Source organism: Maribacter sp. Hel_I_7 (assembly GCF_000688315.1).
Lineage (GTDB): Bacteria > Bacteroidota > Bacteroidia > Flavobacteriales > Flavobacteriaceae > Maribacter > Maribacter stanieri.
In genome coordinates, this window is the sequence record NZ_JHZW01000002.1 from 141,448 (window position 1) to 165,335 (window position 23,888).

20 protein-coding genes and 2 tRNA genes are annotated in these 23,888 nt (G+C 34.8%); 12 read left to right on the forward strand and 10 right to left on the reverse strand.

The window, feature by feature from the left end; genetic code table 11:
• Positions 1 to 49 precede the first annotated feature (49 nt).
• Positions 50 to 745: a hypothetical protein gene (locus tag P178_RS0102125; protein WP_027064655.1), complete on the forward strand. Its 696-nt coding sequence runs from the start codon at positions 50 to 52 to the stop codon at positions 743 to 745.
• Between the two features lie 782 nt (positions 746 to 1,527).
• On the opposite strand, the gene rpsT is transcribed toward P178_RS0102125, so the two are convergent.
• The 4 genes from rpsT to proS form a co-directional block, all read right to left on the reverse strand.
• Positions 1,528 to 1,779, reverse strand: coding sequence for a 30S ribosomal protein S20 (rpsT, locus tag P178_RS0102135; protein ID WP_027064657.1), 252 nt, complete (start codon positions 1,777 to 1,779; stop codon positions 1,528 to 1,530).
• 48 nt (positions 1,780 to 1,827) lie between these two features.
• A tRNA-Glu gene (locus tag P178_RS0102140) sits at positions 1,828 to 1,899 on the reverse strand.
• A 42-nt stretch (positions 1,900 to 1,941) separates the two neighbouring features.
• Positions 1,942 to 2,013: transfer RNA gene (locus P178_RS0102145), tRNA-Glu, on the reverse strand.
• A gap of 78 nt (positions 2,014 to 2,091) precedes the next feature.
• Positions 2,092 to 3,567 (reverse strand): proline--tRNA ligase, encoded by a 1,476-nt coding sequence (gene proS / locus P178_RS0102150; protein ID WP_027064658.1) that lies wholly within the window; start codon positions 3,565 to 3,567, stop codon positions 2,092 to 2,094.
• 138 nt (positions 3,568 to 3,705) lie between these two features.
• On the opposite strand from proS, the gene P178_RS21330 reads away from it, so the two are divergent.
• Both P178_RS21330 and P178_RS0102160 read left to right on the forward strand, forming a co-directional pair.
• The gene (locus P178_RS21330) at positions 3,706 to 4,950 is read left to right on the forward strand and encodes a hypothetical protein (protein ID WP_051638148.1); all 1,245 of its coding nucleotides are present in this window, start codon (positions 3,706 to 3,708) and stop codon (positions 4,948 to 4,950) included.
• Between the two features lie 33 nt (positions 4,951 to 4,983).
• Positions 4,984 to 6,489 carry an OmpP1/FadL family transporter gene (locus P178_RS0102160; protein ID WP_027064659.1) on the forward strand — a complete coding sequence of 502 codons (1,506 nt, stop codon included), beginning with the start codon at positions 4,984 to 4,986 and terminating at the stop codon, positions 6,487 to 6,489.
• Positions 6,490 to 6,544: 55 nt separating this feature from the next.
• On the opposite strand, the gene P178_RS0102165 is transcribed toward P178_RS0102160, so the two are convergent.
• A complete protein-coding gene (locus P178_RS0102165; protein ID WP_027064660.1) occupies positions 6,545 to 7,981 on the reverse strand; it encodes a T9SS type B sorting domain-containing protein in 1,437 nt (478 codons plus the stop codon).
• A gap of 123 nt (positions 7,982 to 8,104) precedes the next feature.
• Positions 8,105 to 9,907: a T9SS type B sorting domain-containing protein gene (locus P178_RS0102170; protein ID WP_027064661.1), complete on the reverse strand. Its 1,803-nt coding sequence runs from the start codon at positions 9,905 to 9,907 to the stop codon at positions 8,105 to 8,107.
• Between the two features lie 134 nt (positions 9,908 to 10,041).
• On the opposite strand from P178_RS0102170, the gene folE reads away from it, so the two are divergent.
• Positions 10,042 to 10,722 carry a GTP cyclohydrolase I FolE gene (folE, locus tag P178_RS0102175; protein ID WP_027064662.1) on the forward strand — a complete coding sequence of 227 codons (681 nt, stop codon included), beginning with the start codon at positions 10,042 to 10,044 and terminating at the stop codon, positions 10,720 to 10,722.
• A 14-nt stretch (positions 10,723 to 10,736) separates the two neighbouring features.
• Entirely contained in the window at positions 10,737 to 12,215 is a 1,479-nt protein-coding gene (gene cysS, locus P178_RS0102180) for a cysteine--tRNA ligase (RefSeq protein WP_027064663.1), read from the forward strand.
• 2 nt (positions 12,216 to 12,217) lie between these two features.
• Here the strand turns inward: cysS and P178_RS0102185 are convergent, their stop codons facing one another.
• Entirely contained in the window at positions 12,218 to 13,141 is a 924-nt protein-coding gene (locus P178_RS0102185; protein ID WP_231500495.1) for an AraC family transcriptional regulator, read from the reverse strand.
• A gap of 180 nt (positions 13,142 to 13,321) precedes the next feature.
• Between P178_RS0102185 and P178_RS0102190 the strand changes: the two genes are divergently transcribed.
• The 7 genes from P178_RS0102190 to P178_RS0102215 all read left to right on the forward strand — a co-directional run bounded on the left by P178_RS0102190 (position 13,322) and on the right by P178_RS0102215 (position 18,934).
• Positions 13,322 to 14,845, forward strand: a complete 1,524-nt coding sequence (locus tag P178_RS0102190) for an aldehyde dehydrogenase family protein (protein ID WP_027064665.1) — start codon at positions 13,322 to 13,324, stop codon at positions 14,843 to 14,845.
• 13 nt (positions 14,846 to 14,858) lie between these two features.
• Complete coding sequence (locus P178_RS0102195) at positions 14,859 to 15,233, forward strand: DUF779 domain-containing protein (protein WP_027064666.1); 375 nt, start codon at positions 14,859 to 14,861, stop codon at positions 15,231 to 15,233.
• Positions 15,234 to 15,349: 116 nt separating this feature from the next.
• Entirely contained in the window at positions 15,350 to 15,571 is a 222-nt protein-coding gene (gene yidD, locus P178_RS22840; protein WP_081819430.1) for a membrane protein insertion efficiency factor YidD, read from the forward strand.
• Positions 15,572 to 15,691: 120 nt separating this feature from the next.
• Positions 15,692 to 16,654 (forward strand): prolipoprotein diacylglyceryl transferase, encoded by a 963-nt coding sequence (gene lgt / locus P178_RS0102200; protein ID WP_027064667.1) that lies wholly within the window; start codon positions 15,692 to 15,694, stop codon positions 16,652 to 16,654.
• A complete protein-coding gene (locus P178_RS0102205; RefSeq protein WP_027064668.1) occupies positions 16,654 to 17,148 on the forward strand; it encodes a DUF192 domain-containing protein in 495 nt (164 codons plus the stop codon). Before lgt ends, P178_RS0102205 begins: the two co-directional genes overlap by 1 nt.
• 37 nt (positions 17,149 to 17,185) lie before the next feature.
• The gene (locus P178_RS0102210; protein ID WP_027064669.1) at positions 17,186 to 17,707 is read left to right on the forward strand and encodes a GNAT family N-acetyltransferase; all 522 of its coding nucleotides are present in this window, start codon (positions 17,186 to 17,188) and stop codon (positions 17,705 to 17,707) included.
• Positions 17,708 to 18,934 (forward strand): ATP-binding cassette domain-containing protein, encoded by a 1,227-nt coding sequence (locus tag P178_RS0102215; RefSeq protein WP_027064670.1) that lies wholly within the window; start codon positions 17,708 to 17,710, stop codon positions 18,932 to 18,934. It begins immediately after the preceding gene.
• Between the two features lie 68 nt (positions 18,935 to 19,002).
• Here the strand turns inward: P178_RS0102215 and secDF are convergent, their stop codons facing one another.
• From secDF to P178_RS0102230, 3 genes are all read right to left on the reverse strand, one after another.
• Complete coding sequence (gene secDF, locus P178_RS0102220; RefSeq protein WP_027064671.1) at positions 19,003 to 21,972, reverse strand: protein translocase subunit SecDF; 2,970 nt, start codon at positions 21,970 to 21,972, stop codon at positions 19,003 to 19,005.
• A gap of 108 nt (positions 21,973 to 22,080) precedes the next feature.
• Positions 22,081 to 22,698 (reverse strand): hypothetical protein, encoded by a 618-nt coding sequence (locus P178_RS0102225; protein ID WP_027064672.1) that lies wholly within the window; start codon positions 22,696 to 22,698, stop codon positions 22,081 to 22,083.
• Positions 22,699 to 22,836: 138 nt separating this feature from the next.
• Complete coding sequence (locus P178_RS0102230) at positions 22,837 to 23,763, reverse strand: malate dehydrogenase (RefSeq protein ID WP_027064673.1); 927 nt, start codon at positions 23,761 to 23,763, stop codon at positions 22,837 to 22,839.
• Between the last annotated feature and the right edge of the window lie 125 nt (positions 23,764 to 23,888).

A 23,888-nucleotide genomic window follows, 5' to 3' on the forward strand; every position in this document is an offset into this window, starting at 1 on the left:
CCCCCAGTCTTTTTTCTATTTTCTAACTAATTAATCTAATTCCTGGAAAATGAAAAGACCAACCATGTTATTGACTAGAATCACCTTTATTTTGATGCTCACAGTGCTTGTTAGCTGTAACCAAGTACAAGAGCCCAATGAGCCTGATAAAAATGATAAACCCACTGTAGAAGCTCCTGCTCAAATTGTAGAAGTATCACAAGCTAAAAACATGTATGATTCTTATAGCAAAAGAAGGGTTCCTCTAATTCAACATTACGAAGATTCTATAAACCAGCATTATAAAGATGACAAAGAATTTGATGTTGGCAGATATGTATATTACGATTATAAAATCTTAAAGCAGTATCTAAAATTTATTGAACAGGAAGCTGCAGATGCCAACGTAGAAATATCGACTTTAAGATTATACTATTCTAATTACCCAGATGATGTGTTTTTCCCGAATTCAAAAGATTCCATTAAACACCCAAGACAGAATTCAATTATGCTTTCACCAACCTATAATGATGGAAAACGAGATTATCTGTTCTACATAGGGCAAGGTGCAAAAGGCAAACAAGCAGTTCCTTTAAACAATGATTTTGAAAATATAAAAGGTTACAGCATACATACAAATGAAAACAACAAAGCGCATGCATCATTTGCACCAATTTCAAAAACAGCCGCAAAACCTTTAAACATTCAAGGTCAACAAAGTTTAACGCTCAATAGAGGCTCAGGCGTACCACCACCAAAAAATTAATCATCTTGTAAACACTTGAGCTGAATTATGCTGGAATACCTATTGGAGAATTATTTTATATTACTCTATTTTATAGCGTTGGTTCTGTCCATAGCTAAATATCAACGCTATTATGATACTGTATTAAGATATTTCCCAATTCTACTCGCATACACTTTTTTGTCTGAAGTCCTGGGCTTAATAGTTAGAGATGTAGATGACATTCAACTTATTTACAAGCAAGAATTTCACAATTACAATACTATCATTTTTAATGTATTCGATATTATATTTTTTCTTTACTTCTTTTACATTTATTACCATTTAAGTAAATATCCGATAACAAAGAAGATAATTAAATACGGCAGTGTATTTTTTGTAATAACATGTATAGTAAATTTATTTTATCAAGATTTTTTTACGGAACCTCAAAATTTTGGAATTATTGCAGGCTCAATAATCTTGTTATATGCAGCAATAATCTATTTGTATAAATTAATTACGATTAAACACAAGTTGCCATTACATACAAATCTTCTATTTTGGATCAGTGTTGGTATTTTAATTTTTTATACGTGTTACCCAATTACCATGTATATATTATCCTTTAATTACGAGTTATTTACCGCTTATAATTTATCTAAATACCATTACGCCACTATTGGAATTTTCTACTCTTGTATTATTCTAGGGCTATTATTCATGAAGAGACTAAGAATAGCGAACGAAACAATTTAAAAAAACTAAACAAAAAAAGCCTTCCTAATTAAAGGAAGGCTCTATACTTTTAACTTAAAGCTAAATTATAGTGCAGCTACGTGCTTAGCTAATTTGCTTTTTAAGTTGGCAGCTTTATTATCATGTATAATGTTACGTTTTGCTAAACGATCGATCATACTAACAACACTTGGAAAAAGAGCCTCTGCATCTTTCTTAGATTCTTCTCCACGTAATCTTTTTATAGCGTTACGCGTAGTTTTATGCTGATATCTGTTACGTAAACGAACTGCTTCGTTTCTTCTGATTCTCTTTAATGCCGACTTGTGATTTGCCATTTTATAATTTATTATAATTTCTTCGGATTCTCATCCATTCAATTTTTGTAGTCCGTAGGGGAATCGAACCCCTGTTACCAGGATGAAAACCTGGCGTCCTAACCCCTAGACGAACGGACCATTATATGTCAATGCTTGGAAATACATCCAAATGTTAATTAGTAGTCCGTAGGGGAATCGAACCCCTGTTACCAGGATGAAAACCTGGCGTCCTAACCCCTAGACGAACGGACCATACTTTGCGCAATTGCGGATGCAAAAATACAAATATTTTTTACTATCACAACACCTGATTATAATTTTTTGAAAAAATTAATACGCTTTAGCAAATAGCACCCTTTTATTAGATGGTTTTCCAGTAACCATACAAACACCTTTTTCTTCCTTCGCATCAATAGGAATACACCTTATCGTAGCTTTTGTCTCATCTTTTACACGTTCTTCAGTTTCTTTACTACCATCCCAATGAGCTGAAATAAATCCACCTTTTTCATTCAAAACTTTCTTGAATTCGTCATATGAATCCACTTCTGTAATATGATCAGCCCTATAATCGAGTGCTTTTTGGAACATATTCTTCTGAATATCCTCCATTAAAAATTCAATTTTAGCTACTACATCAGTCGCAGAAACTGTTTCTTTTTGCAATGTATCCCTTCTTGCAACTTCATACGTGCCATTTTCCATGTCTCTTGGTCCAATTGCCAATCTAACAGGAACTCCACGCATTTCATACTCATTAAACTTAAATCCTGGCTTATGTGTGTCCCTATTATCAAATTTCACAGAAATACCTTTAGCCCTTAATTCTTTTACTAATGGATTAACCGTATCGGATATTTGGTCCAATTGATCCATTCCTTTGTAAATTGGTACAATAACAACTTGTATAGGCGCCAATTTTGGTGGAATTACCAATCCATTATCATCGCTATGTGTCATTACCAAGGCACCCATTAATCTTGTAGAAACCCCCCAAGAAGTTGCCCATACATATTCTTTACCACCTTCTTTAGTAGCAAATTTCACATCAAAAGCCTTTGCAAAATTCTGCCCTAAGAAATGCGATGTACCTGCTTGTAAAGCCTTACCATCTTGCATCAATGCCTCTATACAATATGTCTCTATAGCACCGGCAAATCTTTCACTCTCTGTTTTAGTTCCTTTTATGACAGGTATCGCCATATGGTTTTCAACAAAATCCGCATAAACGTTCATCATTTGCTCTGCCTCTTCAATTGCTTCTTTTTCGGTTGCATGAGCGGTGTGCCCTTCTTGCCATAAAAACTCAGCTGTCCTTAAGAATAATCTAGTACGCATCTCCCATCGTACCACATTTGCCCATTGGTTTATTAATAATGGCAAATCTCTATAGGATTGTATCCACTTTCTATAGGTATCCCAAATTATGGTTTCAGAAGTTGGTCTAACAATTAATTCCTCTTCTAATTTGGCATCTGGATCAACAATGATCCCACTACCATCTTCTGCATTTTTCAATCGATAATGCGTAACAACCGCACATTCTTTAGCAAACCCTTCAACATGGCTAGCTTCTTTACTTAAGTAGGATTTAGGAATGAATAAAGGAAAATAGGCATTTTCATGACCTGTCTCCTTAAACATTTTATCTAACCCTGCTTGTATTTTCTCCCAAATACCATAGCCGTATGGTTTTATGACCATACAACCCCTTACACCAGAGTTCTCGGCTAAATCTGCCTTAACCACTAATTCATTATACCACTTGGAATAATCCTCGCTTCTCTTTGTCAAATTTTTACTCATTATCTGGACTTTGGCACAAATTTTGTGAATATTACTATACAATAATTGAGTAAAACTAGTTATTTTTAATATGTTCAACAATATAATTTTGATCCGATGATATATTCTTTGCCCCACAACAAAATTCGAAACATAACAATGATGGTGACCCTAGCTGTATTGGCAGCTTCTTGCGGTTCATACCAACAATCTTCTTACTACGACAATGACGGCATATATTCAGATGACGCACCAACCACAGAAAGAAGACCTCAACAGAAAAATTATAATCAAAATAATCCCGAAACGGATACCTATTCTAATTACTTTGGTGAAAAAGCAAATCAGTATGATGAAATATTGGATAGTGAAATTTTCACTGATGTTGATTCTTATTCTAGCAATGAAATAGACGATACTATACCAGAAGATCAACTAACTGATTATTACGCCACAACCAATGATTACGAAGGTTACGGAAGTTGGGGTAGCAATAATGCCGATGTTAGCATTTATATTCATAATAACGGTTGGAATAACTGGGGCTATGGCAATTCTTTTGGATGGGGTTGGAACAACTGGGGTTACGGAGGTTTTTATAATTACGGATGGAACCAACCTTGGGGCTGGAACAGATGGAACAATTGGGGATATTCAGGTTTCGGATTCGGATACGCAGGATATAGAGGATTTGGATTTGGATGGAACAGACCTTATTATGGTTATGGATACGGGTATGGCTACGGCAATAGATATTACGGCAGAAATAATCGTTTTTCTAATAGAAATTATGCATTAAATAATTCTAGAAGAGGAAATTACACAAGAGCAAATATAAATAACAGCGGTTTGTCTTCAACTGCATTACGTGGAAGATCAAATGTAAACACAAGAGGTGATTCTCCAAGATACAGAAGCAACACATCTCGTACAGCAACCGCTAGAAGCTCTGCAAATACACGTAGCTCAAGAACATATTCAGGAAATACGACTACACGAAGAACTGTAGGCGTTGATCAAAATAGAGCATACAGAACAAGTAGAAGTACTAGGGCCACTCCAAGATATAGCAGCAACTCCTCAAGAAGTAGCAGTAGTAGATATAGTAGCAGCCCTAGCTCTGCAAGGTCAAGTAGTAGAGTAGCTGTACCTAGAACTTCTACGTATAGAAATTCTGGAAGCACATCTAGAAGTTATTCTTCTGGCAGAAGCACAAGAAGTTCTGGAAGTGGATCTTACCGTAGTTCTGGAAGTAGCTCTAGAAGTAGTAACTATAGCTCTGGAAGAAGTAGCTCTAGCGGAAGTTCTTACAGAAGTTCTGGTAGCAGTACCAGAAGTTCTAGCAGTGGTTCTTCATCAAGATCTTCAGGTTCATCTAGCAGAAGTAGCGGAAGAAGAAACTAAAATCTAACATTATTTTTAAAATTGAATATTGCTATGAAAAGATATTTAACTTTCATAATACTAGCTTCATGTGCCATTGGTAGTGCACAAAATATAAATGACGCTTTACGTTATGGTACCGAAAACCTTCAAGGTACTGCCCGTTTTCAAGCTATGGGTGGTGCATTTGGCGCATTAGGTGGCGACTTATCATCTTTAAACGTAAATCCTGCTGGGTCTGCTGTATTTAACAACAGCCTTTTTACCGTAACAGGATCTAACTATCATACAAATAACGACGCTCGCTATTTTGGAGATGCTTTAATTACAAAAGACAACAACATAGAATTAAATCAAATAGGTGGTGCTTTTGTTTTTAAAAACACCGACTCTAATTCTGATTGGCAAAAATTTACTTTGGCCTTCAACTACGATGTTGTCGATAATTTTGATAACGAATATTATGTTACCGGAAGTGCAGTAGATGGTATTGATACGTATTTTTTAGAATATGCAGGAGGCACACCTTTTGGATCAATTCTTTTACAGGAAGGAGAGTTTATAGAAGAAGGCTATTTAGATATAGGTGCAGTTCAAGGTTTTAGTGACCAGCAAGCTTTTTTAGGGTATTATGGCGGTATTTTTGACCCAGAGACAGATGCCGATAATAACACCAATTATATTAGCAACAGTCTTTATGATAGAGTGGAACAAGATTTCTTAAGAAGAACTTCTGGCTATAATAGTAAATTCACTTTAAATGCAGCGTCTCAATACAAAGAGAATATATACATAGGTGCTTCTTTAAACTTTCACAATGTATTATATACGCAATATGATCAGTTTACTGAAAGTGGATACGAGCCTAATTCTGAAATTACACGCACAACATTTGATAATTATTTACAAACAGAAGGTAACGGTTTCTCCTTTAGCTTAGGAGCTATTGCAAAATTGAATGATAACGTAAGATTAGGCGGCAGCTACCAGTCCCCTACTTGGTATAGATTAGAAGACGATTTATCTCAACGCATTAATTCTGATTTAGCAGACGATGATATTAATTTTATCAATTTCAATATTGTTAACCTATTTGAAAGCTATACTGTAAAAACACCTAGTAAATTAACGGGTAGTTTAGCAGTAATTTTTGCTAAGGATGGTCTATTAAGTTTTGATTACGGATATCAAGATTTTTCTCAATCTGAATTACGCCCTACAAACGACCCAAGTTTTCAATCTGTAAATACTCAAATTTCTAGTGATCTTGGCTCAGTTTCAACATTTAGACTTGGTGGTGAATACAGAGTTCAACAAGTAAGCTTTAGAGCTGGATATCGTTTTGAACAAAGCCCATATGCCAATGGAAATACTATTGGAGATTTAAATGCTGTTTCTGCAGGTATAGGATATAATTTTGGCGGAAGTAAATTAGATTTTGCTCTTAGTCAATCTCAACAAGATGTTAGCGAAAGACTATTTAACGCCGGTATTACCACACCCGCAACAATAGACAGGAGCATAACAAACGCTACTTTAAGTTATACCATTAACTTTTAAGTTAAAAGATTATATTTATAAAAAAAGGGAAGCAAATTTGCTTCCCTTTTTTTTGTTATCTCTTTAAAGAAAAATGTGTTTTCCTTGTTTTGGCAACCATTAAATTATCTTCTTGTTCTCCATATTCAAAACGAAACCAATAATCTGTAGAAGGCATTTGTTGACCGTTATAATTACCGTCCCAAGCATCGGCTGCGCCTAATTGTTTTAATAGCTTACCATACCTATCAAATATAAATACAACTGGGTTATTTAATGTTTCTATACCTTTTACATTCCAATCATCATTTGTTCCATCACCATTGGGCGTAAAAAACTTAGGGTAACCTACTACCAAAAATTCAATTGGATCAGTTATACCACATCCATTTTTATCATTGATAATTACAGTATTAATTCCTGGAGGCACATTCATAAAAACAGCATCATCTTGAAATACGCCATTATTAATAGCATATTCATAATCCCCATCACCGTCCACAAAAAACTCAACATTGTTTCGGTCTGGATCAATTGAAAGATTAGTATCCAATGTTTCTACTCGGTCTAAAATTGGGGTGCCAAAAAATGTAATTAACACTCCACTATCATCTCTAACAGTTGGCGGCGTACCTGTTATGGTTGTAATTGTAGCGAAATAACGACCCGAATTAGGACTAGCAACAATTAGTTCTGCTCCAAAATCACCAGAACCGGTAAGCGTATCATCAACAACACCATCATCTTCATAATCAACAGTCCATTCTACACTTGCAATATCTGCGCCCGCAGGAGAATTCAATGCACTAATAGTTATATCATCATCACCTTCACAAGCAATGATATCCAATCCCAAAAACTCATCACGCAAAGTACAATCTAAAGCAGTATCTTGATTATCACTAACAGAACTACCCGTAAAAGTCAACATAAAAGGTTCAGGGTCTCCCGTAAAATTATCAGCAAAATTGTTTATTAAAATATAATATATCTCTCCAGGAAGTACGTCTAAATATTCATCATAAGTATTTTGACTACCGGTTAAAGATGCTTGACCTTCTTGACCGCTATCAGGGTTTACACCTAATCCCGTAAAATTAGTGTCGTTTACTTCATAATTACATCGAATAGGTTGGGCGGTACCATTGCTAATATCAGCACAATCTACATCTGGACCATAAACAGCAAAATCCCATTCGGCCGTAGGTGTAGATCCTGAAGTCGCTAAAGCTTCAATATCAAAACCAACCTGGCCACCTGTTCCCGCTCTAAAAACGAACCAAGAGGTATTAAACTCAATATTTGCGGAAGAAAGGCTACCTTTTTCAAGGCACCCAGTTTGAAGAATAACATCAGGATCAAAATCATCAACATCACCGGTGCCACCAGCAATACCCATAATAGGTTGATCGGCACAAACAGGTATAGCCGTTCTACAATCGGCAGAATTTTGTGCAGTTGCGTTCCAATAGAAAAGAAACATACAACAAATAGAACAAATAAGTGTTCTCATAAAAGCGTATCTATTAGTATAGGTGATGTATATTATAACTACACATGCTCCGCTTTAGTATCTTACAACGAAGATTCTGGTATTTAATCGATAAAATGCACTTTTTGAGCCTAATTATTAGGCTTAACGCTTTAAAGTAAAGTGATTATTGATGAATGATGCGCTAGTATTCTCACCTAAAGAATTAGTATAGGAAAGCTTAAACCAATAATCAGATTCTGGTAATAAAGATCCATTTAATGTACCGTTCCATCCACTGGAGTCATTAATTATTTGATACAGTAATTTACCGTAACGATCATATATTGTAATTACAGGATTATCTAAGGCAGACAACCCATCGACTTTCCAAGTATCATTTACGTTATCTCCGTTAGGAGTAAAAAACTTTGGAAAACCAACAACAACGATATCTCTAGTATCAAAACCACATCCATTTATATCGCTGACCGTTATAATATGTTCGCCTGGAAACAAATTATTAAAAACACCATTACCTTGTGGTATATCATTATCTACTTGATACTGAAAATCACCTTCTTCTTCCACATAAACGGATACAACATTAGATGCATCATCTTCATATTCAATAGTGATATCTGAAATAACTGGCGGACTAGAAAAAACCACGGTCACAGAACGAACAGTTATACATTGAATTAAACCTTGTGTATTGGTAACAGATAAAGTATACACACCTGGTTCTGCAACGGTAATTAAAGAAGAGGTTTGCCCTGAACTCCATTCATATGAAAAATCACTATTTGGTATACGTTGCCCAATGGTAACAACAGGTTCATCACCACATATAAAAACTTCTGTATCAAAATCTAAAAACGGTAACTCAATTCCGTTTACTTCAAAAGTTTCTGAAGCATCAAAACACATTGAATTCTCTAAGGAGGTAGTTCTAACATAAATAGTCTGAGTTTCTTGTAATGGAATAAACTCTTTTGAAAGTGCATTGGTACCATCAAAAGCATCTTCAAAACTATCATGATAAGACACTCTAAATTCTAAAGAACTTTGACTTCCCAAAGCTTCAGTATCTTTTACATTAAAATCTATGGCTGTACCATCTAAACAAGCAGTCTCATTTTCTAAAGGAAACGTTTCTGGTGATGGCGCATATGCTACCTGTGTCTCACTAATTAAATTATTTCCTAATGGTCTTACCACTAAAACACGATACATTCCAGAAACAGCTATTGATAATTGCGGGTCATTTTCACCAGGAATAAGTTGAAAGCCCGCACCAGCATCTAAGTACCACTCATAATCTAACGCATCCGTAGTAGTTGCATCTAAAATAACCGTTTCGTTATCACATGCAATTACAGGTGGTCCTAATAAGTTATCTATTATATCACAATCCAAGGCTGAATTAGGGAACTCTACAAAAATGTTTCCTGAAAATTGAATAGAAAATCCGGAATTATTATTACTGAAATTATTAATCATCAAGAGATACTCTTCTCCTGGCTCAACATCTAACCAATCATCATATTGTATATTATCCAATCCGGTAGGATCTTCACCAACACCTATATAACTACTATCATCAGAATTATCAAAATAATTACATCTTACAGGTTCTCCTAATGAACTACAGTCATTAGTTCTGTACAAGGCAAAATCCCAATCTTCATTAGAATCGAATCCTATATTAAAGCCTAATTGACCAATTTCCCCGATTTTAAATTTATACCAAGCAGAATTGGTTTCTATTGTTCCGCTACCCTGTGTAATACACCCAGAAATAGATGCTCCGTTAAAATCATCAATTCCGTAACCATTAGTACCTCCGTTTACCGGTGTGTTGTAGCAAATAGGTACCGCATTGGCACAATCTGCGGACACTTGAGCGAACGAAGTAAAGAAGCAAAGTAAGCTAATTAAAAAAATGGTTATACCATACTTGGTCATAAAGGCCTTTTAAATTGGAAAAATAAAATTAACTAGACCTTAACGTTATGGCTAATTAATGTTGTGTAATGCCCGCATTTAGTTATAAAGTGGCACATATTGTATATCTTTGCAGCTTCTAAAAGATAGATAAAATGAAAATTGAGGATACATTGGAAAATCAATTTGAGGAATTAGGAAATGATCATATTTCCACTTCAGAAGATACTCCATTACGTTCAGATGCATTTGACCTTGATGATGCCGAAAAGATTGAACGCATTCGCGAAAACGTTCGTGAAATCATGCTTACGTTAGGTTTAGATTTAACTGACGACAGCTTAAAAGGAACTCCTAACCGAGTTGCTAAAATGTATGTAAATGAAATATTTGGTGGTTTAAATCCAGCCAAGAAACCTAAGGCTTCTACTTTTGATAATAAGTACAAGTATGGCGAAATGTTAGTTGAAAAAAACATTACCCTATATTCTACGTGCGAGCATCATTTACTACCTATTGTAGGTCGAGCGCACGTTGCATATATTTCTAAAGGTACGGTTGTAGGTCTTTCTAAAATGAACCGTATAGTTGATTATTATGCTAAACGCCCTCAAGTTCAAGAACGTTTAAATATTCAAATTGTAAGAGAATTACAAAAAGCTTTAGGTACTGAAGATGTTGCTTGTGTAATAGATGCAAAACACCTTTGTGTAAACTCTAGAGGTATACGCGATATCGATAGTAGTACCGTAACGGCAGAATATGGCGGTAAATTCAAAGAAGAATTAGTACGCCGTGAGTTTTTGAATTACCTTAATCTAGATACCCATTTTTAATAGCATATAGCTTCATGCAATTATACGAAAGTCAAGAAATCAAAGTATACAATTCCTTAACAGGTAAAAAAGAAGTTTTCAAACCCATTAACACAGGTCATATTGGCATGTATGTTTGTGGACCTACAGTGTATAGTAATGTGCATTTAGGTAATTGTAGAACTTTCATGTCTTTTGATATGATTTTTAGATACTTTAGACATCTTGGTTATAAAGTACGTTATGTTCGTAATATTACCGATGCCGGCCATTTGGTTGACGATGCGGAAGATGGCGAAGATAAAATTGCAAAAAAAGCACGTTTAGAAAAATTGGAACCTATGGAAGTTGTTCAACGATATACTGTTGACTTTCATAATATTTTGGAGAAATTCAATTTCTTACCTCCTAGTATTGAACCTACAGCTACAGGCCATATTATAGAGCAAATTGAAATTATTAAGGATATTCTTAAAAAAGGATTTGCTTACGAAACCAATGGTTCTGTATATTTTGATGTTGCTAAGTTCAATGAAAAGCATGAATATGGTAAATTAAGTGGACGCAAGCTTGAAGACATGATCGCCAATACACGCGATCTTGCCGCACAAGACGATAAGCATAATCCACAAGATTTTGCTTTGTGGAAAAAGGCCGAACCACAACATATTATGAGATGGCCTTCGCCATGGGGAGATGGATTTCCAGGGTGGCATTTAGAGTGTACAGCCATGAGCACTAAATATTTAGGTGAAACCTTTGATATTCACGGAGGCGGAATGGATTTAAAATTCCCACACCACGAATGTGAAATTGCACAGGCAGAAGCTTGCAATGATCAAAGCCCTGTAAACTATTGGTTACACGCAAATATGTTAACCTTGAACGGTAGAAAGATGGCAAAATCTACAGGAAATAGTATTCTACCTGGAGAGATATTCTCTGGTGAAAACAAAATTCTTAGCAAGCCGTTCTCACCTTCTATGGTGCGTTTCTTTATGATGCAAGCTCATTATACTAGTATCTTAGATATGAGTAATGATGCGCTTTTGGCTTCAGAAAAAGGTTTTAATAAATTGATGGAAGCCATTAATGCTGTTAAATCTTTGAATACTGGCAAGACTACTGATTTTGATGTTGCAGCTTGGAAAACATCTTGCTACGCAGCAATGAACGATGATTTTAATACGCCAATTTTAATAGCAAAATTATTTGACGCTGTTAAGCATATAAATCTAATTAAAGAAGGTTCAGAATCAATTACTGAAGAAGATAGAGCAGAATTAGAAAACACCCTTCATAGTTTTGTGTTTGATGTTTTAGGTCTTGAAAACAAAAGTAGTTCTGATGCTGATTCTGAGAAATTAGGCGGTGTTGTAGAATTATTGATTGAATTACGTAAGACAGCAAGAGAAAATAAAGATTTTGCCACATCAGATAAAATTCGTGATCAACTTGCAGTGTTAGGTATTCAATTAAAAGACGGCAAAGAAGGAACTACGTATAGCCTTTAAAATTAATCTAAAAATCTAGATTTTTGTATTTTAGACTGGTATTCGCCAGGCGCTAAGTTTTGCCTTGTTTTGAATACTCTATTAAAATAGGACCTACTTTCAAATCCGCAGTCCAGATATACATCTTTAATACTTCTACTTGGGTCTTGCAATAACCCAACTGCCAATTTTATTCTCTCGTTATTAATAAATTCAACAGGAGAAATACCCAGCTCTAATTTAAACGTTCTATAAAAATGAGATGGACTCATACAGGCTATTTTACTAAGATCATCCACTTGTATAGCTTTATGAACATTATCTCTAATATATCTAATGACCTCGGTTAACCTACTTTCTTTCTTAATGGTCAAGGTTGCATTACTATATATTTTACGCTCGTTAGTCTGCAATATTCTAATAATAAGTTCACGCAACATGTTATCAACGAACAAGTCTTTTGAAGGATGGTCTTCAGAAAACAAAAACAATAGGCGCTGTATAATTTGAAAAATTCCTCTATCGTTTACAAAATGAAAATTATAATCCATTAATCCCCATGGCTCTTTGGTACTCTTGGGCATGTTTTCATTCATAAACTCTAATACTTTTTTAATCTTATCTTCTGAAATGGCCATAGCTAAACACCTCGTAGGATTTTTTGCCATAGCCTCAGGAAAATCAATGCACATGCCTTCATTGGCTGGCAAGACTAAAGATTCTCCAGGTAAAAAATCAAATGATTCAAAATCGCGCAGATGCATAATTTTCTTTCCTTGAATCATACTTGCTAAAACAGGTTGTTCAAATTTCAATAAAACACTAGCTGCCTGTTCATGTGTTTCAAAAACATGCATAGCCGCATTATTCATGGTATAAGAGGTTTGGTTTTCCACCATTGTCTCTAAACGTCTTCCATTAAAGAAATTATCGGATAATTGAATCACAGTTATTTTGATTTTATTTTAAGGAATTTACAAAAATTTATACTTAAAAAAATCATAAAATCAATTATTGATAGAATAGTTCACATTATTCGTAGAATGCGTCAGATGTAATAAGAACTTGGTAAGTACATTTAGAATATCATAAAAACTTACATCTATTATTAACTTAAATCACATAATATGAGCACAACAGCAACTGTAGAAAAAGACGTACTTCAAAAACCTAAATTCAAAAATCAATATGAAAATTTTATTGGTGGAAAATGGGTGGCACCTAGCAAAGGTGAATATTTTGATAATATTTCACCTGTAGACGGAAAAGCATTTACGAAAATACCAAGATCCACTGCGGAAGATATTGAGAAAGCTATTGATGCCGCATGGAAAGCAGCCCCATCATGGAATACCTCTTCTGCTACGGAGAGAAGTAATATGCTTTTAAAAATTGCAGATAAAATAGAACAAAATCTAGAAGTTTTAGCGAGAGCAGAAACTTGGGACAATGGTAAAGCCATACGTGAAACCAGAGCTGCAGATTTACCTTTAGCAGTAGACCACTTTAGATACTTTGCAGGTGTTATTAGAGCAGAAGAAGGATCGGTCAGTGAATTAGATTCTAACACGGTCGCTTTAAATGTAACAGAACCACTTGGTGTCGTCGGTCAAATTATTCCTTGGAATTTCCCTTTATTAATGGCTACATGGAAATTAGCACCAGCACTGGCGGCTGGTAACTGTGTTGTTCTCAAGCCTGCAGAACAAACACCAGTGGGCATTCTTATTCTTATGGAGATTATTGAAGGTATCTTGCCAGATGGCGTACTAAATGTTGTAAATGGATTTGGAGCAGAAGCAGGAAAGCCACTAGCATCAAGCCCAAGAATTGACAAGATTGCTTTTACCGGAGAAACCACCACCGGACAATTAATTATGCAATACGCTTCAAAAAATATCACTCCCGTAACCTTAGAACTTGGTGGTAAATCTCCAAATGTTTTCTTTGAGAGCATCATGGATGCCGATGATGAATTCTTCGATAAATGTTTAGAGGGCGCTAACATGTTTGCTTTAAATCAAGGTGAGGTGTGTACATGTCCATCGAGAATGTTAGTACAGGAAAGCATCTATGATAAATTTATTGAACGAGTAATAGAACGCACAAAAGCAATTAAAATAGGACATCCGTTAGACCCAAATACAATGATGGGTGCACAGGCATCAAATGATCAGTTTGAGAAAATTCTAAACTATATTCAAATAGGAAAAGAAGAAGGTTGCGAAGTGCTAACCGGTGGTGATCAAGCTTATAATGAAGGATTAGAAGGTGGTTATTATGTACAACCTACCATCTTGAAAGGAAATAATAAAATGCGTGTTTTCCAAGAAGAAATATTTGGACCTGTTCTTTGTGTTACTACCTTTAAAGATGAGGCGGAAGCAATTGAAATAGCCAATGATACATTATATGGACTAGGTGCCGGAGTTTGGACACGAGATACACACCAAGCATATCAAATTTCTAGAGCCATTAAGGCAGGTAGAGTTTGGGTAAACTGCTACCACCTATACCCTGCACATGCTCCTTTCGGCGGATATAAAAAATCTGGTATTGGTAGAGAAAACCATAAAATGATGTTAGCACATTATCGTCAAACAAAAAACATGCTTATCTCTTACGATAAAAAGAAAATGGGATTCTTTTAATAACCGAAACAAGATGAAAACGAAACGAGTATTAGTAACCGAAAAAGCAGCTGCAGTTATTGCTGAACTCAAAGAAAAACATGGCGAACTCATGTTTCACCAAAGTGGTGGGTGTTGTGATGGATCTGCCCCTATGTGTTTTGAGAAAGGCGATTTAATGCTAGATGATAACGATGTTTGTCTAGGCAATATAGAAGGCTGTGATTTTCATATGTCAAGAGATCAATATGAATACTGGAAACATACTCAGTTAACGCTTGATGTAACACCTGGTATCGGTTCAAGTTTTTCATTAGAAATACCAATGGGCATACGTTTTATTATTAAATCTAGACTGTATACTGAAAAAGAGGCAGAACACCTAGAACCGATCAGAATCGGAGCTTAAAAAGTGATCATTTAATGTAATGAAGTCCGGCTGTTAATCATCCGGACTTCTTCTTTTAAAGGGTTAGCACTTTTGTAGTAAATTTGTACTATCAATTATTGACTGTGAAGATATCTATCAAAAAAATACTGATTACGCCTTTTGTATTATTAGTTCGTTTTTACCAGCTGGCCATATCACCATATACGCCTGCTACCTGCAGGTACTCCCCTACTTGCTCGCAATATACATTAGAAGCTTTAAAAAAACATGGGCTATTTAAAGGAGGTTGGCTTGCGACAAAACGCATATTTAGCTGCAATCCCTGGGGTGGTAAAGGGTACGATCCCGTTCCATGAACGGGAAATATTAATTCATTCTTAAAACAGCAACTTTCTATAATATTTATGACAACTCTATTTTTCAAAATCGATTTGTCTAATGGCTATTTCTTATCTTAGCCTTTCAAAATTCAACACATGCATTTCTCAGGAATTACTTGGAATCCGAATGAAACACTTTTCAATATCGGATTTATACAAATAAAGTATTACAATCTTCTTTGGATTACCGCCTTTGCATTAGGCTGGTTTCTTATGAAAAAGATTTTCCTTAACGAAAAAAAATCTATAGAACAATTAGATTCTCTTTTCATTTACACGGTTTTAAGTACCATGTTAGGTGCTAGATTAGGTCATGTTTTCTTCTATGATTGGGCATACTATTCTAACCACTTGGTAGAAATTTTAATTCCGGTTCGTGAAAGTGATTCTGGCAGCTTATTATTCGGGTTAATAAATGGCTATGAATTTACCGGTTTCACTGGCTTAGCAAGTCACGGTGCTACAATTGGTATTATCATTGGTACTTATTTGTATACAAGAAAATATCCGGAATTTAGCATGTTATGGATTTTTGACAGGATGGTTATACCTGTTGCCATTGGTTGCTTTTGTGTACGACTTGGAAATTTTTTCAATTCTGAAATAAATGGTAAAATAGTTGATGAAAATTTCATCTTTGCCACCAAATTCATTCGCGATTCTGATGACTTACACCCTTCAAAAGCTCTGGGCATTACAGGAGAAAAAACATTAAACGCAGCCTATGCCGCTATTGAAAACAATCCGCAATTTTCTCAGTATCTAGCCGAAATTCCTTACCGTCATCCTGCACAATTGTATGAAGGTATCGGTTATATTCTTATCTTCATTTTACTTTATTTCTTATACTGGAAGACAGACAAAAAGAACAAACCAGGTTACTTATTCGGCTTATTCTTTGTGTTGCTATGGACAGTACGTTTCTTCGTAGAATTCGTTAAGAAAAGTCAAGGTGGTTTTGAAGAATCGTTAGGATTACTTTCCACAGGTCAGTGGTTAAGTATACCATTTATTATTATTGGGTTTTATTTTATGTTCAGAAAAACAAAAACTGCTTAATGTTTAATAAAATCAACAAGAGCTGGGTTTTTATAATAGCATTGGCAATGCTAGTTTTTTCTTGTAAAGAAGATTCTAAAAAAACTATAGCTACTCAAAATATTGAATTCACGCATGAAGGGGACTTAACAGTTTACTTAAATGCCAGCGACACCGTAAAAACTAAATTCAATATTGAATTTGCAGAAACTGAATATGAGACCCAAACGGGACTTATGTACAGAAAGGGAATGAAAAATAATCAAGGAATGCTGTTTATTTTTCCAGATGAATCTATGCATTCTTTTTATATGAAGAATACAAAGTTCCCTTTAGATATTATTTATATTAAAGAAAACCAAAGGATCGCCAGTTTTCAAGAAAATGCACAACCATTAAACGAAAACGGGTTATCGTCACAAGTTCCTATAAAATACGTACTCGAAGTTAATGGTGGTTTAGCGCAAGAATTGGGGCTATCTATAGGTGATAGCATAAGTTTCAATAGAAAGTAGCGCCAGCGTTCCTCTACTTATCTTATTTACTACAACAATGTCAGCATACTTATTGACCAGTGAAGAATCTGAGCGGTTACTTTTTAAAAAAGTACAACCAGCTGATTTTGAAAAGTGGCTTCCATTTCACAAAGAACCTTTAAGTAGTCAATATTGGTCTGGTTTACCTAAAAACCCTAAAGTAGCCTGTCAACAACAATTTGACAGAATCTTTGAGCGCTACAATGAAAATTTAGGCGGAATGAACGCACTATTTTTAAAGAATACCAACACTTTGGTTGGGCTTTGCGGTTTATTGGTACAACAAGTAGATGATAAACAAGAGTTAGAAATAGGCTATTCCATTCTTCCAAAATTCTGGAGGCAAGGTTTTGCTTTTGAAGCCGCAGAAAAATGCAAATTGGTAGCTTTTGAAAAACAATGGGCGAAAAGCCTAATTTCTATTATTCAGATCAATAATATCCCCTCGCAAAAGACAGCCTTAAAAAACGGAATGTTTTTAGACTTTACAACCACCTACCACAACAACGAAGTTCATATTTTTAGAATACATGCATAAATGAATCATTGGGTAATATATTTAGATAATAACTCTAACAAGAAAGGTTTTTTAAAAAATTTTCAAAAAGGGAAAATGCCTATAAATTTTCTTGAATTTGAAAATAAAACGGGAAAATTATTCTCCCCTTTTACTTTAGAAAAACTTATTGATGAAGAAGATAAGCATGATAAAAAAATTATTAGTACTGCGCATCAATCTCTTGAGAGCATGTCTAGTGGTGAACAAAAAAGAGCTTTATTACATCATTTACTAAGTAAAAACCCTGATTATATAATATTAGATAACCCTTTTGATAATTTAGATATAACTTTCCAAGCGCAACTAAAAGATATCCTTAAATCTCACTCTTCTTATATTTCGTTTATTCTATTAGCAAGTCGCAAGGCAGACACTCTTTCATTTATAAACAACTATGGAAAACTTGATAAGGATGAATTTTCTGTTATTAAAAATATAGAATTTAACGAAAACTCTTCAATTGAAGCCTTTAGCCAAGTTAGCATTCCAAATGCCATAACAACATATTCCGGTTTTCAAAATCCATTAATCAATTTCAAAAATGTAAATGTCGCTTACGGAGAGATAAGAATATTAAACAATATTAATTGGACAATTAACAAAGGTGATTTCTGGCAACTATCTGGTACTAATGGTAGTGGAAAATCTACCATTCTTTCCATGATTTTCGGAGACAACCCAAAAGCATTTGGGCAAGATATTTATCTCTTCGGAAACAAGAAAGGAAGCGGAGAAAGTGTTTGGGATATTAAAAACAAAATTGGTTATTACGCTCCTGCAATGACCAATAAATTCAACGGCAGGCACTCTATAGAAAATATGCTTATCTCTGGATTAACGGACTCTGTAGGACTCTATACAATACCAACAGAATTACAAAAAAGAATTGTGAAGCAGTGGCTAACTTTACTAGACCTACATGCCTTAAAGAAGGCTTATTTTAATACCTTATCTACAGGTAAGCAAAGATTGGTTATGACAGCCCGTGCTATGGTTAAAAGACCACCAATTTTAATCTTAGATGAACCAACGGCAGGTATGGATGATGATTCAGCAGCTTTATTGGTTGCATTGGTCAATAAATTCTCAGAAGAAACAGATACCGCTATAATCTTTGTTTCCCATAGAAAAGAAAAAGGTCTAAAACCCAAACGGATTTTAAACCTTATACCCAGTGAAAATGGATCTTTGGGTAAAATAATTTAATCTCATATTATAAAAATAAAAAAAGCCGTTCATTTCTGAACGGCTTTTTCTGCTTGAGTTAGTTGTATCTATTCTTCTTTTCCAGAAGTAATTTTCTTGCTTAATGCATCGAACATTACAGGAGTCGCAATAAACACCGATGAGTATGTACCTACAACTACACCAACGATCATTGCAAACATAAATCCTCTTAATGACTCTCCTCCAAAAATGAAGATAGCCAATAATACTACCAAGGTAGTTAACGAAGTATTTAATGTTCTACTCAACGTACTGTTTATAGCGTAATTGATATTTGAACCACCTTTCCAGCCACGTTCTGCCAATGTCTCACGAATACGGTCAAACACAACCACGGTATCATTCAATGAGTACCCGATTACGGTAAGAATCGCCGCTATAAATGCTTGATCAATTTCCATATTAAATGGCATTAATTTACCAAATATAGAGAACACTCCTAGTACTATCAATACATCATGGAATACTGCAATTACAGCACCCAATGAGAATTGCCATCTTCTAAATCTAAATAAGATATATAGGAATACTACTGCCAATGAACCTAAAATAGCTAAAAACGCATTTTTCTGAATATCATCTGCAATCGTAGGACCAACCTTAACCGATGCCAAAATACCAACAGCTTCAGCATCTACGCCACCTAGTTTAAAAGCTTCTTTACTAATACCATCTGGCAAGTACTTTTGAAGAGATGCGTATAATTTATCCTGAATTTCAGTGTCAACTTCAATACCTTCAACATCTACTTTATATGGAGTAGTAATTTTTACTTGGTTAGATTCACCGTACGTTTTCACGTTTGTACCACTACCAAATACAGTATTTAATTCAGATGCTATTTCAGAAGGATTAACCGCTTGCTCAAAACGAACTGTATAAGAACGACCACCGATGAAATCTACACCTTTTTGTAATCCAGGTCCGAATAACAAAGAAAACAAACCAACAGCTACTAGTATACCAGAAAGTACATAAGCTATCTTTCTTTTTACCAAGAAATCGATATTGATTCCTTTGAAAAGATTTTTAGTGATAGCTGTAGAGAAATCTAAGCTTCTACCTTTTCCTCCAATATACCAATCAACTAATAAACGAGTGATGAATATTGCTGTAAATAAAGATGTTATAATACCTATTAATAATGTAGTTGCGAAACCTTTAATTGGTCCTGAACCAAAAATGAATAAGATAATTGCAGTTAAACCAGTTGTTATGTTCGCATCTAAAATAGAGGACAATGCATTACCAAAACCATCAGCAACCGCTTGACTCTTGCCTTTACCCTTAGCCAATTCTTCTTTAATACGCTCAAAGATCAGTACGTTAGCATCCACCGACATACCAATAGTTAAAACGATACCTGCAATACCAGGTAATGTTAATACCGCATTTAAGCTAGTTAACACACCAAAAATCAATAAGATGTTCAATAACAAAGCGACATCTGCAAAAACACCAGCCTTACCGTAGTATGCGATCATCCATAAAAGCACGATTGCCATAGCAATCAAGAAAGACATAAAACCACTGTCAATAGCTTCTTGTCCTAAAGAAGGACCAACAATTTCTGATTGAATAATCTCTGCAGAAGCAGGAAGTTTACCAGCTCTTAGTACGTTAGAAATATCTTTAGTTTCATTTACTGTAAAGTCACCCGTAATTTCTGAACGACCACCAGAGATAGGACCTGAAGAAACACCAGGAGCAGTATATACCTTGTTATCTAAAACAATAGCAATACCAGTTTGGTTAGTATATGCATCACCAGTTAATTTTTCCCATTCTTTGGCACCTTTAGTATTCATGGTCATAGAAACAGCTGGCTTGCTGAACTGATCGAAATCTGCTCTAGCATCACTAACTACATCACCACTAATTCTTGGCGTACCATCACGATTTGATTTTAAAGCATATAAATCTATTACTTCGGTATCTTCAGTTGATGGTCTTTCCCATACAAATTTTGTAAACTGAATATCAGCAGGCAACAACCTTCTAATTTCTGGCATTCTTAAGTACGAGCCAATTGTTGCCGTATCTTTAATAGCAGCACGAAACATTGCATTACTTCCTGGGTTAGCAGGAATCAATAATTCGTATAACGGATTTACTTGAGTAGCTAAATCTAAAGAATCTGCAGATACATCAGATAATAACGAATCTAATTCTGTTTCTTCTTTAACTTGTTCCGGTTGCTTAACCTCAACAATCGTCTTTAATTTTTCGTTTGCTTGAATAAGAAAAGTACTAAAGCTTGTATTGCTCTGTTTGTATGTTTCCCAAAATTCTAATTGAGCAGTACTTGATAATAAGTCTTGTGCACGAGCGATATCTCTAGCACCTGGTAATTCAACCAAAATACGACCAGAATTTCCTTCTCTTTGAATATTTGGTTGGGTAACACCAAAACCATCTATACGTTCTCTTAATACTTCAAAAGCAGAAACTATAGACTCATCTATTTTTCTACGGATGATAGGCTTAACCTCATCATCAGACATTTGAAAATTAATTTCATCACTAAGACCTTTGTTTGCGAAGATATCTGGTGAAGCTAATTTAGTTTCTCCCTTAATCTTATCGAAAGCTTCAAAAAACAAATCGATATATGTATCATCACTACTTTTAGAAGCAACATCTGCATCAGCCAATGCTTTATTAAAAACTGGGCTTTTTGTATTGTTAGCCAAACCTTTAAGGATATCCTTAATAGAAATCTGTAACGTTACGTTGATACCACCTTTAAGGTCAAGACCTTTATTTAATTCCTTCTTTTTTGCTTCATGATAATTGGTATACCCTAAAATGGTATTGTTACCAATTGAGTCTAGGTAGTTTGCAGCTACAATTTCTCTTTGCGCTATATAACCATCTTCTGCTTCCGAAACACGGCTTGCAGCAAAGACATTCGCCTCTTTTTCTACTTTACTTGTTATGAAAGTATAGGATAGCTGGTAGATACTAACTAACCCAAATAATAAAGCAAAAAGCTTTATAAGTCCTTTGTTTTGCATTTGTAATAATTTAATTTATGTTGATTATTGTTTTGAATATTTTTAAAATCTAAAGCAAATTACTTTTACGCAAAGTAATTACGTTCCTTAGTAAAATTTTTAGCGGAATTAGCTATTCCCATAAACATTAGGTCCTGCCCTAACTTCTGGAATAATTGGTGAAGTATTATCTATTGCAATTGCAATGTTTCTATTAATCTTAAAAGCTACATTAACAACAGTTTCATGTTTAAAAACAATTGTATTGTTATAATGTAGAGTTACCGGGCTATAAAATCTACTATAGTCTTGCTTTTGAATTAAAACAAGATTTGCTTGTAACTTAAATCCTCCATCAGCTTGCTGATGAAGATCCGATACTACTAGGTTATATTTTTCCGGAAGTTGTTCTTTAGGGTAATCTGAAGGAAATTCATCTTCATTTGTTAATGACAGTTGGTCTTCTTGAGAAAGAAACTCTTCAACTCTTATTGCATCAACATCACTATAATAACGAATACTTAGTTGTCTGCCATCATTTTCTATGATTTCAATAGCATCAACACCCAATACTTGCAACTTCTTGGTTATAGCTGCCAAAACATCATCATGAGCACTTTCTGAAGCTAATTCTACATCAGTAAATTGTAATACAATTTGTTGATTAGAAGCCTTTGATTGCTCTTGACTTAGCCCGAATAAGGCTAGAATAATAATTAAAGTACTTACGCACCATTTTGCATTCATGCGGCAAATATAAAAAGAAAGATTATACTAGGTAGTCTATTTTCTACAATATAAATATTTCTAAAGCTCAACCTCTTACAAAAAGGAAGCCTTTATAGTTGAACTATAAAGGCTTCTTATTATGTATGAGTATATGAACTACAACTCTAAAAGTCCGTTTGTTTTAGAAACTCCAGCGGCACTCTCTTTCATTTTTGCTTTTTCAGCATCACTAAGAGGAATATCTATTATTTTTTCAATTCCGTCTTTTCCTAAAATTACTGGAACACCAATACAGATATCACTTAAGCCATATTCACCATCTAACATTGTTGAACAAGGAAACATTTTCTTCTGATCACATGCAATTGCCTGTACCATAGAAGAAACTGCAGCACCTGGCGCGTACCATGCACTTGTACCTAATAATTTGGTTAAAGTTGCCCCACCTACTTTAGTATCGTCCGCAACTTGTTGCAATCTATCTTCTGACAAGAACTCAGAAACACGAATACTGTTTCTAGTTGCATGAGATGTTAATGGCACCATACCAGTATCACTATGACCACCTATTACCATACCGTCAATATCAGAAATAGGAGCTTCCATTGCTTCTGCTAAACGATATTTAAAACGTGCGCTATCTAAAGCACCACCCATACCTATAATTCTATTTTTAGGCAAACCAGTAGTTTTGTGTACCAAATATGTCATAGTATCCATAGGGTTACTTACAACTATAATGATAACATTTGGAGAATGCTTTAAAAGGTTGCTTGATACTGTTTTTACGATACCTGCATTAATACCTATTAATTCTTCTCTAGTCATTCCTGGTTTTCTTGGAATACCAGAGGTAATTACAGCAATATGGCTATCGGCAGTTTTAGCATAATCATTAGTACTACCCGAGATTTTAGTATCAAACCCCATCAATGATGCAGTCTGCATCAAATCCATAGCCTTACCTTCAGCATAACCTTCTTTAATATCCAAAATAACCACCTCTGACGCAAAATCTTTAATGGCAATGTATTCTGCACAACTAGCACCTACTGCACCAGCACCTACAACTGTAACTTTCATTTATTCTTATTTTATGAATTATTATATATAAAATGGAACGCCCACCCTATGTTTATTGAATTTTCACTCCAAAAATAGGTATTTATTGATAAAATATGCTATCGGACCTGTGATTTAATTACTCT

Bases quoted from the DNA above. Each gene is read 5' to 3' on its own strand.
- P178_RS0102125 (WP_027064655.1), top strand. From the start codon at position 50: ATGAAAAGACCAACCATGTTATTGACTAGAATCACCTTTATTTTGATG.
- P178_RS0102205 (WP_027064668.1), top strand. From the start codon at position 16,654: ATGTTTAATAAAATCAACAAGAGCTGGGTTTTTATAATAGCATTGGCA.
- P178_RS0102160 (WP_027064659.1), top strand. From the start codon at position 4,984: ATGAAAAGATATTTAACTTTCATAATACTAGCTTCATGTGCCATTGGT.
- secDF (WP_027064671.1), bottom strand. From the start codon at position 21,972: ATGCAAAACAAAGGACTTATAAAGCTTTTTGCTTTATTATTTGGGTTA.
- P178_RS0102195 (WP_027064666.1), top strand. From the start codon at position 14,859: ATGAAAACGAAACGAGTATTAGTAACCGAAAAAGCAGCTGCAGTTATT.
- P178_RS21330 (WP_051638148.1), top strand. From the start codon at position 3,706: ATGATGGTGACCCTAGCTGTATTGGCAGCTTCTTGCGGTTCATACCAA.
- P178_RS0102210 (WP_027064669.1), top strand. From the start codon at position 17,186: ATGTCAGCATACTTATTGACCAGTGAAGAATCTGAGCGGTTACTTTTT.
- proS (WP_027064658.1), bottom strand. From the start codon at position 3,567: ATGAGTAAAAATTTGACAAAGAGAAGCGAGGATTATTCCAAGTGGTAT.
- lgt (WP_027064667.1), top strand. From the start codon at position 15,692: ATGCATTTCTCAGGAATTACTTGGAATCCGAATGAAACACTTTTCAAT.
- P178_RS0102170 (WP_027064661.1), bottom strand. From the start codon at position 9,907: ATGACCAAGTATGGTATAACCATTTTTTTAATTAGCTTACTTTGCTTC.
- P178_RS0102190 (WP_027064665.1), top strand. From the start codon at position 13,322: ATGAGCACAACAGCAACTGTAGAAAAAGACGTACTTCAAAAACCTAAA.
- folE (WP_027064662.1), top strand. From the start codon at position 10,042: ATGAAAATTGAGGATACATTGGAAAATCAATTTGAGGAATTAGGAAAT.
- cysS (WP_027064663.1), top strand. From the start codon at position 10,737: ATGCAATTATACGAAAGTCAAGAAATCAAAGTATACAATTCCTTAACA.
- P178_RS0102225 (WP_027064672.1), bottom strand. From the start codon at position 22,698: ATGAATGCAAAATGGTGCGTAAGTACTTTAATTATTATTCTAGCCTTA.
- P178_RS0102230 (WP_027064673.1), bottom strand. From the start codon at position 23,763: ATGAAAGTTACAGTTGTAGGTGCTGGTGCAGTAGGTGCTAGTTGTGCA.
- P178_RS0102165 (WP_027064660.1), bottom strand. From the start codon at position 7,981: ATGAGAACACTTATTTGTTCTATTTGTTGTATGTTTCTTTTCTATTGG.
- rpsT (WP_027064657.1), bottom strand. From the start codon at position 1,779: ATGGCAAATCACAAGTCGGCATTAAAGAGAATCAGAAGAAACGAAGCA.
- P178_RS0102215 (WP_027064670.1), top strand. From the start codon at position 17,708: ATGAATCATTGGGTAATATATTTAGATAATAACTCTAACAAGAAAGGT.